The 13,727-nt window shown below is 42.3% G+C and carries 11 protein-coding genes; 4 read left to right on the forward strand and 7 right to left on the reverse strand.

Translation table 11 applies throughout. The features are described from left to right. Window positions 1–240 precede the first annotated feature (240 nt). Both AC5JMF_RS12985 and AC5JMF_RS12990 read right to left on the reverse strand, forming a co-directional pair. Entirely contained in the window at window positions 241–1,599 is a 1,359-nt protein-coding gene (locus tag AC5JMF_RS12985; RefSeq protein WP_495796137.1) for an LL-diaminopimelate aminotransferase, read from the reverse strand. 108 nt (window positions 1,600–1,707) lie between these two features. Further along, a complete protein-coding gene (locus AC5JMF_RS12990; protein WP_495796138.1) occupies window positions 1,708–2,037 on the reverse strand; it encodes a thioredoxin family protein in 330 nt (109 codons plus the stop codon). 184 nt (window positions 2,038–2,221) lie between these two features. On the opposite strand from AC5JMF_RS12990, the gene purE reads away from it, so the two are divergent. Then, complete coding sequence (gene purE, locus AC5JMF_RS12995) at window positions 2,222–2,749, forward strand: 5-(carboxyamino)imidazole ribonucleotide mutase (protein WP_495796139.1); 528 nt, start codon at window positions 2,222–2,224, stop codon at window positions 2,747–2,749. 831 nt (window positions 2,750–3,580) lie between these two features. Further along, entirely contained in the window at window positions 3,581–5,191 is a 1,611-nt protein-coding gene (locus AC5JMF_RS13000; RefSeq protein ID WP_495796140.1) for an ammonium transporter, read from the forward strand. Between the two features lie 238 nt (window positions 5,192–5,429). Here AC5JMF_RS13000 and AC5JMF_RS13005 read toward each other — a convergent pair whose 3' ends face one another. The 3 genes from AC5JMF_RS13005 to AC5JMF_RS13015 form a co-directional block, all read right to left on the reverse strand. Beyond that, a complete protein-coding gene (locus AC5JMF_RS13005) occupies window positions 5,430–7,157 on the reverse strand; it encodes a fasciclin domain-containing protein (protein WP_495796141.1) in 1,728 nt (575 codons plus the stop codon). Beyond that, the gene (locus AC5JMF_RS13010) at window positions 7,150–7,308 is read right to left on the reverse strand and encodes a hypothetical protein (RefSeq protein WP_495796142.1); all 159 of its coding nucleotides are present in this window, start codon (window positions 7,306–7,308) and stop codon (window positions 7,150–7,152) included. Before AC5JMF_RS13010 ends, AC5JMF_RS13005 begins: the two co-directional genes overlap by 8 nt. Before the next feature lie 441 nt (window positions 7,309–7,749). Then, a complete protein-coding gene (locus AC5JMF_RS13015; RefSeq protein ID WP_495796143.1) occupies window positions 7,750–9,435 on the reverse strand; it encodes a M14 family metallopeptidase in 1,686 nt (561 codons plus the stop codon). 188 nt (window positions 9,436–9,623) lie between these two features. Between AC5JMF_RS13015 and AC5JMF_RS13020 the strand changes: the two genes are divergently transcribed. Further along, window positions 9,624–9,791, forward strand: a complete 168-nt coding sequence (locus tag AC5JMF_RS13020) for a bluetail domain-containing putative surface protein (protein WP_495796144.1) — start codon at window positions 9,624–9,626, stop codon at window positions 9,789–9,791. 17 nt (window positions 9,792–9,808) lie between these two features. On the opposite strand, the gene AC5JMF_RS13025 is transcribed toward AC5JMF_RS13020, so the two are convergent. Continuing rightward, entirely contained in the window at window positions 9,809–11,299 is a 1,491-nt protein-coding gene (locus AC5JMF_RS13025) for an N-6 DNA methylase (RefSeq protein ID WP_495796145.1), read from the reverse strand. A gap of 6 nt (window positions 11,300–11,305) precedes the next feature. After that, complete coding sequence (locus AC5JMF_RS13030) at window positions 11,306–11,962, reverse strand: type II restriction-modification system restriction endonuclease (RefSeq protein ID WP_495796164.1); 657 nt, start codon at window positions 11,960–11,962, stop codon at window positions 11,306–11,308. A 274-nt stretch (window positions 11,963–12,236) separates the two neighbouring features. Here AC5JMF_RS13030 and AC5JMF_RS13035 point away from each other — a divergent pair, with 274 nt between their 5' ends. Then, window positions 12,237–13,481, forward strand: coding sequence for an HhoA/HhoB/HtrA family serine endopeptidase (locus AC5JMF_RS13035; RefSeq protein WP_495796146.1), 1,245 nt, complete (start codon window positions 12,237–12,239; stop codon window positions 13,479–13,481). Window positions 13,482–13,727 lie beyond the last annotated feature (246 nt).

Genomic DNA, 13,727 nt, shown 5'->3' on the forward strand with positions numbered 1-13,727 from the left:
GCTAACGCTATCGAGGACTCGCTCTAAGCGAAGCTATGCCGCAGGCTTTACGCTATGAAGTGCGTAATTAAGTTTTGTAATGGGGATTGAGCGCAAAGTCACTCTTTGTGTTTCCTCCGCTCTGACGGCAGTTGTTCATGGGGGAAACCACGCCACTTGTTTCAATCCGGGAAACCCGGACGCGCAAACTTTTCGCGCTTATTTATGGGGATTATCTTTTTACTTTTTACTTCTTACTTTTTACGAATTACCGAAAAACTCAGCAATTCTCTGCACAGCCGTTTCTAATATGGCTGGTTCATGTACCAAAGCAAAGCGGACATATCCTTCTCCAGATTTACCAAAGCCAGCACCAGGAGAAGCTGCTACACCTGTTTGTTTAACTAACTGGGTGCAAAACTCTATGGAGTTATGACTCCAACGTGAGGGTAATTTTGCCCAAATATACATTGTGGCTTTGGGAGTTGGAACATGCCAACCAATGCCATGTAAAGCATTGATAAAAGCATCACGGCGTTGGCGAAAAGTAGTGACGCCATCTGTCACTCCAGTTTGAGTCCCAGTCAAAGCAGCGATCGCACCATTCAAAATCCCGCGATACTGATTAAAATCAACAGCTGCTTTAATTTGCCGTAAAGCATTAATTAACTCGGCATTACCGATCGCATAACCAATTCGGAAGCCACCCATATTGTAAGACTTAGAAAGCGTAAAAAACTCAATTGATACCCTTTTATCTGGGTCAGCTTGCAAAATCGAAGGGACTAGCGATTGGGAAGAGGACGCGGAGAGTGGGGGACGCGGTGAGACAGCGCTGCAGGAGGGTTTCCCTCCGCAGGCGACTGCGAACCCGAAGGGGGACGCGGAGAAAGAATTTGCGATGTCTTTGCGTTTTTGTGTCTCCGTGTCCCCAATCCCCAATCCCCAGTCCCCAGTCCCCAGTCCCCAGTCCCCAATCCCCTCAAATACCAAGTCCACATAGGGAAAATCATGAACCAAAACGAGATTATGTTGCTCACAAAAGGCAACGGCTTCTTGGAAAAAAGATAAAGGAGCGATCGCCGCAGTCGGATTGTGGGGATAGCTTAATACCATCATCCGCGACTGGGCTAATACTGGGGCGGGAATATCGGCAAAAACTGGCAAGAAACCGTTTTCTGCTGTAATGGGCATTGGGTAAATTTGACCGCTAGCTAAATATACTCCTCCTGCGTGAGAAGGGTAGCCAGGATCAAGTAATAGAGCAAAATCACCCGGATTTAGTAGTGCCAGAGGTAGATGAGCTGTGCCTTCTTGAGAACCAATCAGAGGCAATACCTCAGTTTCTGGATCAACTCTAATGCCAAATTTTTGCTCATACCAGTTAGCTGCGGCTTGACGAAATGCTTGAGTACCATGAAACAGTAAATAGCCATGAGTGCTGCGATCGCCAAGAGACTGAGCGATCGCCTCAAGAACATGCGCTTGGGCTGGTAAATCAGAAGACCCCAGCGACAGATCAATCAGCTCTTTACCAGCTGCCAAAGCGATCGCCTTGGCCTTATCCATATCAGCAAATACGTTAGATTGCAGGGGTTGTAAACGAGTTGCAAATTGCATTTTTGTCCTTTGTCCTTTGTCATTAGTCATTTGCACTCATAACTAATGAATGCCACTTACTTCAACTCTGGGAACCAGAGCAACGTAGTAGCTCCCAATGACTCATGACTAATTTAAATGTGAATCTAAAAGGCTAATTAATTTATCTTTGCCAATCACGCCCTCTGTTGATTCTATGAGTGTTTGTCCTTGAATTAGTCTGAGGGCTGGGACGCCTTCAACTTGGTACTGCTTCACAGTCAGAGGGTTAGGATCTATTTCCATTTTGACAACTTTCAGGCGATCGCTGTATTTGGTGGCAACTGAGTTCATCAGTGGGGACATTAACTGGCATGGCCCACACCAGGAAGCCCAAAAATAAACTAATACAGGCTGCTTGGCTTGCAACACTTCGGCCTCAAACTCGGCATCAGTTATGGTGATTACACCCTTACTCATTGCAGTCTCCATTAGATGGCATCAATCAAAGTTGGCACACACAATACTTTATCCCAAAGTAGGGAATGGGGAATAGGGGATTGGGGAACTTGGGGCCCCCACGTTAGCGAAGCCCAGTGGGGATTAGGGGCATGGGGATTGTGACTGTGTGTTGTACATTTATCTCAAATAAGTGGAAATTTTTATGACTTCTCTGGTTGGCATTATTATGGGCAGTGATTCGGATCTGCCTACCATGAAAGACGCGATCGCAGTTTGTGAGGAGTTTGGCATTCACACTGAAGTGGCGATCGTTTCGGCTCATCGTACCCCAGAACGCATGGTGCAATATGCCCAACAAGCACACCAACGCGGTTTAAAAGTAATTATCGCTGGTGCTGGTGGTGCTGCCCATCTGCCGGGTATGGTGGCATCTCTAACCCCCCTCCCCGTGATTGGTGTCCCTGTATACACTCGTAGCTTGCAAGGTGTTGATTCTTTGTATTCAATCGTTCAGATGCCCGCAGGTATTCCTGTAGCAACAGTGGCGATCGGTAATGCCAAAAATGCCGGTCTTTTGGCTGTGCAAATTCTCGCTACCCACCAGCCAGAATTATTAGAAAAAGTGCAACAATATCGCCAAACCCTTTGTGAGTCGGTAATTGTCAAGCAAGCAAAACTAGAACAACTCGGCTACCAGCAATATTTACAACAGATGGGGAGTCGGGAGTAGGGAGTCGGGAGTGGGGCAAGATGAGGGAGAATAACCGATTTGCAGTTCGCGAAGCGTCTTTGATAGGAGAAGGTCGCAATTCGCAATTTCCCAATCCCCAATATTTGGTATAAAAACTTAATAAACCATAATTATCGCTTGCGTGGGGGTTCGTGTTACTTTACTTAGCACTTTGAAAGCTAATAGCTGTAAATAAAACCCCAAAAAAGTATTCCTTGATACAGTTTTTTAGTTCAACTAAATAGAAAATCAATCAAATTTATTAAGTTTGCGTAAGTTCGCTAAGCAACAGGGACTAGTCTTGTGATTCCTCATAGAGGCGTTTGTATTGATTTTGGTAACTATTTTTTATTTGGAAAAAGAGTTAATTGTAGGGATGAAATTAACAAAAATAATGAGATAATTTCTTTTTAACTCGTTAACTAGCTATTTAGAAAGTCTTGCAGCATCAGCAACACTCTTTCTTTAAAAATATCAACTATATGGTACTTAAGCTGCAATGCTAGCATTTATTCTTCCTCTCTACTTTTTGAGAGAGATTATGTTAACAATTTCATGCATTCGTGCCCTTAAAGGTTTATTGTTAAAGATTAAGTGAAGGAGACTTGACTGCATCAGAAACAACATAATAGTTTTTTAAGGATAACCATATCAGCAAACGAACCACAAGTTTCCTTAACATCTAGCAGAGTGATTTAACTTTACTGGTTTACAAGCAAGTGGTTTCAATGAGAAATATCAAAAAGCGCTGGATTTAACTTCTAGTTGTTGTTTTTCAACTCAATCCGTTTGTTAATGTCAAGAATGGTTTAGAGGATAATGCTCAAATTCATGTACAAACAAAAATCGAAAACAAAAAGTCGGCGTTTGACTGCAAGAAATTACGCTCAAAATTCACAAATTCCTTCAAAAGTCAAGCGATTTAGTTCAGCAATTAAGCGGCTCTCGCCCAGTTGGCAAGCCTGCTTACCAATAGCTTGTTTGATTGTTTTGGGTTGGAGTTATGTAGCAGTTGCCCAAAGCCCAACCCCAAGCCCAGCGGCAGGCCCGACAACAGCGGATCTGAAGGTAGCACTTGATACTCTGTGGGTTGCGATCGCTGCCTTTTTAGTATTCTTCATGAATGCTGGTTTTTGTATGTTAGAAACCGGCTTCTGTCGCCAGAAAAACGCTGTCAACGTTCTAGCTAAGAACTTGATTGTATTCGCTTTAGCTACCGTTGCTTTTTGGGCGATCGGTTTTGGCTTAATGTTTGGCGATGGCAATGACTTTATTGGTCTAAGTGGGTTTTTCTTAGGAGGAGCAGATAATAGTCCTGCCACAGGGGATGCTTATAAAGGCATCTTCGGTGCCCTCAATTGGACAGGTGTACCCCTAGCAGCCAAATTTTTATTCCAGTTAGTGTTTGCTGGAACAGCAGCAACCATCGTTTCTGGGGCAGTTGCCGAACGGATTAAGTTCGTTGACTTCTTAATCTTCAGTCTCTTACTCGTTGGTATCGCCTACCCCATTACTGGCCACTGGATCTGGGGCGGTGGTTGGCTAGCAGACATGGGTTTTTGGGATTTTGCCGGTTCTACGGTAGTTCACTCTGTCGGTGGTTGGGCGGCATTGATGGGGGCTGCATTTCTTGGCCCACGGATTGGTAAATATCAAGACAAGCAAGTTGTTGCCCTACCTGGTCACAACATGAGTATAGCTACTCTGGGTTGTCTGATTCTATGGTTGGGCTGGTTTGGATTCAACCCCGGTTCCACAATGGCTGCTGACCCAAATGCGATTACTCACATTGCTCTAACAACCAACATGGCTGGTGCAGTTGGTGGGATTGCCGCCACAATTACAGCTTGGCTGTACCTGGGTAAGCCAGACCTGTCGATGATTATCAATGGAATTTTAGCAGGCTTAGTTGGCATCACAGCACCTTGCGCTTACGTCAGCATTGGTAGTGCTTTCATCATTGGCTTAGTTGCTGGTGTCATCGTAGTTTTCTCTGTCACCTTCTTTGACAAACTTGGTATTGATGACCCAGTAGGAGCTACCTCAGTTCACCTAGTATGTGGTATTTGGGGGACTCTGGCAGTAGGTCTGTTTGCCGTTGGCCCTGGTGGATACTCTTGGATGGTTGACTTAGTAGGTAAGCCAGTAGGGCCACATGGATTATTCGCTGGTGGTGGCTTTGGCACATTGATTCCGCAAATAGTGGGAATTCTCTCTGTAGGTGGCATGACTGTTCTTGTTAGTAGCATCTTTTGGCTAGTACTCAAGTCCACTTTGGGTATTAGAGTATCGCGAGAAGAAGAACTCGAAGGTTTGGATATTGGCGAACACGGCATGGAAGCCTACAGTGGATTCCTCAAAGAAGCCGATGCAGGTAGATTTCCTGATGAACACAGTTCTGGAGGAATATCTCGCGGTGGAGATATTCCAACAACCTTATAGATTTTGCAGTTTTTGGTTGACCGAAGCAGCCTAACTAGAAGCATTCCTAAACCAAAATCGACTAATATAATACCCACAACTGCGACTTGTACTAACATGCAGTGGTGGGTTTTTTAACGGTTCGTAGCCTTAGCGATTAGAAACCCACCTCGGTGGGTTTGAAAGACATAACTTTTGGTTAGTCCATGGAGAGCGAATTCTATTCACCTAAAGTCCTAACTTATGGATTTTGTGATATTTAGAAGTTATAGCCTACTCCTAACAGCAATCCGACATCAGTTTCATCTAGGAAGGCTGCATTGACAGCGCCTGTGATTGTAAACCGAGAAGCTAAAGGAATATCTACACCACCAGTTAGTAGTAAACCAATATCAGCATCGTCGCTAGTTTCAATAGCAACACCAGCACCTATATAAGGTGATACAGGGAAAGTTTGATTACCTGTAGGATTTACTCCCCTTGGGGAAAAATCTAAAGTTATGGGAACTAGAACCACTGTATCATCACCAAACACCGCTGATGGTCGCGCTGATAAAACCGATGTCAGACTAATCTTACTAATCACTGCGATATTACCATCGCTGAGTGCTGAATCACCACCCAAGCCAATATTACCAGCTACCCCGATATAGCTAGAGCCACCGCGAGTACTTCTACCTGGATCAACATCAGTACTAGCTTCCCCTGGTGACTGATTTAACTGGCTGAGGTTAATATCAGGCGGAATCAGGACTTGGTTGATAGCATGGATGACACCATTACTAGCTTGAACATCAGCTTGGATAACTCTGGCATCATTCACGGCGATTTGATTAGCGGTGCGATCAATTTGAATATTTACAGGTCTGTCCTCAAAAGTTTTGAGTTCTCCAGCTGAGAGTTGATTAGAAGTTACTGCACCAGGAACTACGTGGTAACGCAAAATCTTAATTAGTGTTTCTCTGTTCTCTGGTTGCTGTAATTGCTGGAGAGTTGCAGGTGGTAGGGCTGCAAATGCCTCATCAGTGGGGGCGAAAACTGTATAAGGGCCGGGTTGCTTGAGAATGTCTGTTAAACCTGCTGTTTGCAACAAAGAAGTCAGGTTAGTAAAAGAATTACTCGATGCAGCTAAAGAAACAATATCGGTAGTACCTGGTGCTGGGCTAGTAGTTCCACCCACAATGTAAGTAGCTGCTGGCAGATTGCTGGCAATTGGTTGGACTCGTCCTTGTCTAGCTAAGGCTTGATATAAAAGTGCTGCTGCTTCTGCACGAGTTAATGTCTGTAACGGATTGAGTTGTTTTACTTCTGGATAGTTGACAACAATACCAGCTTGTGTTGCTGCTGTCACATTATTAATAGCGTAACTAGGAATAGCTGAGGCGTCGGTGTAGTAAGTGCTAAGAGTACTTGATGGGTCGCCAGTAGCAGTCAAACCTAAGCCACTGGTTAAAGCAACGATGGCCTGCGCTTTATTAATTTCTTGATTGGGCAAAAATAAGTTTCCTGGATAGCCACTCATAAATCCAGTTTCATAGGCTTTAGCAATTGCAGCAGCAGCCCAATAGTTGGCAGGAACGTCTGTAAATCCACCTGGACTTGACTGCCGAACGGGATTTTGGTTAAAAGCTTTTTGTAGCATTGCCGCAAATTGAGCGCGAGTCACAGGTTGATTCGGCTTAAAGGTGCCATCAGGAAAGCCACTAATCACATTATTATCAGCCAGGACTTGAATGAATGGACGTGCCCAAAAATCCTGGTCAACATCAGACAAGTTAACTGTTGTTGGTGCTGGTGTGGATGGGGTAGGAGTCGTCTGAGATGGTGGGACAGTTGGGGTGGGAGTTGTCTGAGATGGTGGGACGGTGGGAACTGTCTCTTGAGATGATGCTGAACCAGAAATCAATATGGGTGTTACAGTCGCAGCTATCACTCCTAAAGTTAGTAAAGAAGCGCTTGCTGATGACCAACGAAAGAAACTACTCATGAAAATATCCTCCAGAAACAAAAAAATCAGAACCACTTCTCAAATGTATTGAGTGCTTTTTATAAAGTGTGACGTGCATGATGTAAGCAGATAAAAATATCTCAACAAGTGTGGCGATCGCCTTTTGATTTCGACGTAGGACAAAACCCATTTGATATTGCTATATGCTTTCTCCAACTCTTATATAAAAAATGACGTATAACTAAGATGATATGTTGCAAATAAACAAAAAATTCTTTTTCAGTCTATTATTTATTATTTCTGGTATTGCCATAAAATATTGAGATAAGTCACGTTTTATAGGCTTTTCTCTATGCCAGACAAAGGTGGTTTTATCCAACTGGAGTAGCATTATTTTTGGATTGGGTAAGAAAAATGTTTTTTTCGATACAAGTAATATTTTGCATTTTTAATATTTATTCAACAACTAGCTAACGGCTGTATTTTTTATCAAAATTATCACTCTTTAGATAGTTGTTTTAATAAGTGAAATAATAATTTATAGCTGACAAATCAGCGATCGCATTTCAAAAATTAGTGTGCAATCACAGCAGTTTTCATATGAGGAGACTGGGTACTAGGAATTATTTAATCATCCAAGCTTCAACTGGGCACGAACAACTCCGGCGCGTTCATGCCGAGCTAATAGCTTCACTGTGCTACCTGAAGGTGCGTTTACCACCCACTCGACCTTGGCGCGGTCTTTGGTGCTATCACTTTGTCGCCTACCGGGAGTTGAGGGTTTATAAGCGCGTCCCTCTAATTGTCCCAACTCCTCACGGGGTTTACCTATTACTAAAGTTGCGCTGGGCGGTAGTTCTATCTCAAAAATACAACCGCGCACGATTTTTTTATCTAAAGCTTTTTGGGTCACGTAGGTAGATAGCCAGCCTGTGTTATGCACAATCAGCCGCACTCGATAAGTATCATCACCCAAGTTATCAAAACTAGCTTCATAAATCTCCAAGTGTGGAGAGATTAATAGATGCCACACCAACCATTCAGGGAAGCGGGCGATTTCTGTTTCCAAAAATTCTGGAGGTGGATTTGTCCAAGCATACATGCTGTCCCAACCGCCCAATTCTATTTGGCCAAGTTGGGGATGGTCGAAGGAGTACCAATCTACATAGCCTTTACCAGCAAGTTGTGTATCGTTCCAGCGCAGTAACTTGAAGTCATCTTCTAAAGGGTGTTCCCGCTGCCAATCGATATATTTATAATCGGTAATTCCTGCTTGCCGCTGAGGACTCCAAACTTCCACCGTCCAAGCAAATACACCTTGATGTTCATAAGCCCAATCATCGAAAGTACCTGTAATTGTGTCTTTGGGGTCGTAACGGAAGTCATGAAAAGCAGAGATGGCTGGGTATTGGGTGAGTTGGGTACCTTGTTCGCCAATGCGTTGATAGGTGCGGAGGTCGTTGACAGGAAACTCCTCATCACTTTGGTGAGTGTAGGGCCGAATCAGAACACCACTAAAGGTGTGAAAAGTGATAGCTCCGGTAATATTGAGATGATTAGTGATAAATTGTACGAGCGATCGCACTTCGTTCTCAGATGTTGGATATGGGCCAGCCCCTGGTTGCTCAAATTCTTGTCGCCACAATGCCGGAAAGTTACGGTTTAAGTCTAGTCTTTCCTTGGGTGGCTGAATATGTATCTGGACGCCATCGTAATTTTCTATCCGTCCTTCTGGCAGCAAGCGATAATATTGACCACCTGTTTCTGTGGGTTCGCGTCGTACCAACAGACGCGGTTCGGTGGGGCAAACTTTCCAAGTCCCGTTGCTGTCTGGGATTCGCATGAGTAAAATTTTCCCGTCACCATCAATATCTTCAATCACTAACCCATCGTTGCGTTCCTCATCATAGGGATAAGGGCGGGTAGCAGAACGAATAAATTTCGGCTTTTCTGCCATTGCTAACTCAGCACCATCGGGGTTTACGCGGGGACAAATATAGAAGGTGCGAGTATCTAAACAACGGGTAATATCTGGATGAGTTCCGTAGCCTGTGGTTAATGTTTGCAATAGGTATAAGCAGACACTTGATGGTGCTAGTTCCACGGCATGGATGTTGCCATCAACCCAAAGAGCGGGTTTTTCGCCATCCGTACCAGTAGCGAAGTTGGTAACTTTTAATAACCAAATGTCACGACCTTCGTAACTCTTGCCGATGCTTTCTATACTTACCAAGTGGGGAAATTCCTGAGCATAACCATGCAGAACACTTGTCAGGTCTTCGTAACGGTAGTATTTGTCGAACCGAACTTTTGGCATCACAAACTCTCTAATCTACCCGTTGACCATCATTTAACATACCACTTAGTTAACGAAAAATTTGGTTTAGCTCTATGTCTAAAGAAATAATTATTACTGATATTTATTGCAATCAATTAAATAGTCATCAGAGGAATATAGCGATCGCTACAATCAGTAATTATCCCCAACTTGCGTAAATCAAAATTATGACATCTACTACGACGTATATTTATGATGACACTGGCAACCTCAGAGATAAAAGAACAGACTCTAAGGCTATTAATGATGCCGTTAATGGATTTGATGCCAAAACTGATAGCATCATTGAGATTACTGGTTACAGCGGTAATTTAGGTGCGCTGTCGATTATTTAATTTGAGTTTGCTAAGTTTCATACAACATGATTCTTAGCGTAACCGTCATATACTTCTTCTTGATCTAAAATCTGCGCTAGTACGCGCAGATTTAGTCTTTTCAGCAATTCAATAGTTATTGGTCGTTTATCATTCCAAAAAATCATTGACGTCAGAAACTCTTTAGCAGGCTGCGAGTTCAGCATAGCAGCAATAAAATTCGCCTCAGATTGAGACCAACATGGCACAAAGTAAACTGTATCATCAAAGACAACAGGTTGACCGTTAATTGGCCCTACTTCTATAAAGTTAAGAGTTTTGTAAAAACCTGATATCGCCACTTTCCAAGGCATAAAAGTATATTTTCCCACCCCAAATATAGAAAATTCTGGACGATGCCGATAAATAGAACTGCTACGTTTAGACAAATGTTCTCTATATTTTTGCAGATATTCCCATATATTAGGCGCATTAAATTTTAAGGGCGTCGTATCCTCTCCAATATATTGTTGTGTAACAATAACGTATTTTCGACAAGTGGATGTATGAGCATTACTAACATCAGAACTTTTCAAAATAGGGTAAACAAAATCTTGCTCAAGAAAATAAATATCTCCATATCCATTACAGTATTGATCTCCTTGGCGTACAAGTTCCATAACTTTTGAACAATCATGTTTTAAGCCAGAACGCCAAATATATTTGGAGTCATTTCCTTGCAAATTATGCCAACGTTGATAGTTGTTAAGATTAGAAACAATTGTGTTTTGATAATAACCAATAGTTTGTGATGATTTTTGTGCATAAATGCTATCAAAAATCTCACACTTGTTTTCTAAGCTTCCGTCTCCAATTTGCAAAATGAATAAACAAGCATCTACAGAAGCATTAAAGTTTTTCAGAGTATCTATACTATGAATTTGGGCAAGGATGACTCTATACTTCTGCTGCCAGACATGAATAAGAATTTTTCTAGCAACAGAAGTTTTGCATAACATAGCAATGACTCCAATGCGTTCTTTCAGCCACTCTAATTGTTTAAGTAACATCCATTCAGAAATATCAAAGTTGCTTTTGCCTGTTAGCGCTTCATATCCACTTTTATTTTGAAAATTCGATTTTTGCGGTAAATTAGAACTTTTTAAAAAGCCTAGCTCTGAACTCGTTACCCAAGGAGGATTTCCAATAATCAGTAATGGGTCAGTTAATCTGTTAATAATATCTGACCAATCATAATTAAAAAAATTACCATTAATAATATCTATTTCATTAGCATATTTTTCTGTTATAATTCTTTTTTTCAGATACTTAAGATGCTCTATATTAATATCAAAACCTACAAATTTATTAACAGATGAAAATGTTTGGCAAGCAGCTATTAAAAAAGCTCCGCGACCGCAAGTAGGCTCTAAAACTGATTTTGGCGCTATCCCCAATCTTTTAACAATATTTGTTATTTCTAGTGCAAAACTTTCTGGTGTTTGGAAATCACCAAATTCACATGTATTTTTATCTTTCTTTTGTACCATTTTAGTTCATCGCACTTTAAGAATACCACTAACCTCACCAGCCTTCTGTATAATACGACTATACTGTAGTCTCCATTGTAGAGCGTTTGAGATTGTTAAATAGCCTTGTTCCGGTGGGTTTATGAGTATTTCTTCTGCAATATTACTTGCTTCAATCTCATCCACTCGCAGATTTCTATCCATCATGTAAGCAATAAGATCTTCAGCATTACCATCATTCGCAAGAATATCGATTATACCGCGAGTCATTTGGTAGTCCGCAGTATAGTTTTTATTAACAAAAATAGTGTGTTTCATATCAAGTCTACCAGTTTTACGTAGATGGTCATCTGTTTTTTCATAAACAAAGATTAGTAACCCATAACCGAGACCAAAAATTTTTTGACGAGCAGATTTAAATGGACATGAGGATTGAGGTTGGCGGATGCTTGTAACTTTCATATCTATATTTAACTCTGGGAAATCTATTCCGGAAGCCGAGTTTCCTAATTGATACTCATATAACAAAGCCAAATATATCCGAAATTTTTGCTCTAAGTAGGTTCCAACGGCTTTTCCATCTGTAACACCAAATAAAGATGGCTCATCGTAAATACTTTCTATATCGGAAAACTTAACAGCTTCCTGTAGTAATAAATCAAGTGTCAGCAGAGGCTTCATTATTCCTTATTTTTTGATACTTTATCTAAGCTGGAAAACAATTTTACTGCGTGTCTCTACCTTGTGGGAATATTTTTCTCCACCTTCTGAAACAATACATCATACATCATTGAAGCATTTGCTATAATCCGTGTGTTTGTTAATGTCTGCATTTACATGTGTACATGGCAAACATCCACTCAGGCTTTTCACAACAACGCTATATCCTTGTAATAAATTTGTCATAAACGCTATCTACATTGGAAGTACATCATGATAAATCTCTTTCTAGATAGCAATGCAAAACCAAATACACGATCGCAATTCCCCATCAAATAGCATTTCATCTAATACTTATGCACCCTGGAAAAAGGCAGCTGCCTCTTTATCGTTGGTACTGTTGGGTTCGGGTATGACATTGGCTGGTGGTTATTTAGCTGGAAATCAACAGCAGGTGTCTCAATCTGTTGCCAATTTGGCTGCGAGTCGAGTCAATGCAGCACCCCCATTACCAGGTGCCACAGATTCTAACTTTGTGACTCAGGTAGTACAAAAAGTCGGCCCAGCCGTAGTTAGGATTGATTCTTCTCGGACAGTTAGAACTGCAATACCTGATGAATTCAATGATCCATCTTTCCGCCGCTTTTTTGGTTCTCAACTGCCAGAATCGCAACAGAGGCAAGTAGAACGGGGTACTGGTTCAGGTTTTATCATCAGTGCTGATGGGCAAATTCTCACCAATGCTCACGTAGTTGATGGTGCTGATATGGTGACAGTTACACTCAAAGATGGGCGTAGCTATGAAGGTAAGGTGCTAGGAAAAGACGAACTCACAGATGTGGCAGTTGTCAAAATTCAAGCTGACAATTTACCATCAGTAGCATTGGGTAACTCAGACCAATTGCAACCAGGAGAATGGGCGATCGCAATTGGTAATCCCCTTGGTTTAGATAATACTGTGACTACAGGAATAATTAGCGCCACAGGACGCACTAGCAATCAAATAGGTGCGCCTGACAAGCGAGTTGAATTTATTCAGACAGACGCAGCGATTAATCCCGGTAATTCTGGCGGCCCCTTGCTTAACTCTCGTGGTGAGGTGATTGGGATGAATACTGCTATTATTCAAAGGGCGCAAGGAATCGGCTTTGCTATTCCCATTAAGACAGCGCAACGTATTTCTACTCAACTAATCGCTACAGGCAAAGTGCAACATCCTTATTTAGGAGTTCAGATGATCGGGTTAACGCCTCAACTGAAGCAAAATATTAACTCAGATCCCAATAGCACCTTAAGTGTAGATGAAGATAAAGGCGTCTTAGTTGTCAGAGTTATACCCAATTCCCCAGCGGCGAAAGCAGGAATACGTCCTGGTGATGTGATTAAATCACTCAATGGTGAATCCGTAACAGATGCCAGCAGTGTACAAAAAGCTGTAGAAAATAGCCAAGTCGGCGGAGATTTGCGCTTAGAGTTACGCCGCCAGGGACAGAATGTTAATTTAGCTGTGCGTTCTGGTGCCTTCCCAACTCAAGTACAGTGAGGGATGCACTTTGACTTCGCTCAGTGACTGGCAGATGAGGGGGATGTGGTTCGACTTCGTTCACCAACCGGGGGATGAAGGACGCGGAGAATAATCAATAGACTTCTTGCAAAAGTCATTCTTTTCGCGTTCTTCTTTGCGTCTCTGCGCGGCAGTCGCTACAACGGGGGGAACCCCCGCAACGCGCTGCCTTGCCTCTGCGTGTTAGCGTTCGCGGAGCGTCTCGTAGAGAAGCGGGGCGTAGCC

This window comes from Desmonostoc vinosum (assembly GCF_059505385.1).

Coding starts and splice junctions, on each gene's coding strand:
- AC5JMF_RS13010 (WP_495796142.1), bottom strand. CDS start 7,308: ATGGGTTTTGTCCTACGTCGAAATCAAAAGGCGATCGCCACACTTGTT.
- AC5JMF_RS13015 (WP_495796143.1), bottom strand. CDS start 9,435: ATGCCAAAAGTTCGGTTCGACAAATACTACCGTTACGAAGACCTGACA.
- purE (WP_495796139.1), top strand. CDS start 2,222: ATGACTTCTCTGGTTGGCATTATTATGGGCAGTGATTCGGATCTGCCT.
- AC5JMF_RS12990 (WP_495796138.1), bottom strand. CDS start 2,037: ATGAGTAAGGGTGTAATCACCATAACTGATGCCGAGTTTGAGGCCGAA.
- AC5JMF_RS13000 (WP_495796140.1), top strand. CDS start 3,581: ATGTACAAACAAAAATCGAAAACAAAAAGTCGGCGTTTGACTGCAAGA.
- AC5JMF_RS13005 (WP_495796141.1), bottom strand. CDS start 7,157: ATGAGTAGTTTCTTTCGTTGGTCATCAGCAAGCGCTTCTTTACTAACT.
- AC5JMF_RS13035 (WP_495796146.1), top strand. CDS start 12,237: ATGCAAAACCAAATACACGATCGCAATTCCCCATCAAATAGCATTTCA.
- AC5JMF_RS13020 (WP_495796144.1), top strand. CDS start 9,624: ATGACATCTACTACGACGTATATTTATGATGACACTGGCAACCTCAGA.
- AC5JMF_RS12985 (WP_495796137.1), bottom strand. CDS start 1,599: ATGCAATTTGCAACTCGTTTACAACCCCTGCAATCTAACGTATTTGCT.
- AC5JMF_RS13025 (WP_495796145.1), bottom strand. CDS start 11,299: ATGGTACAAAAGAAAGATAAAAATACATGTGAATTTGGTGATTTCCAA.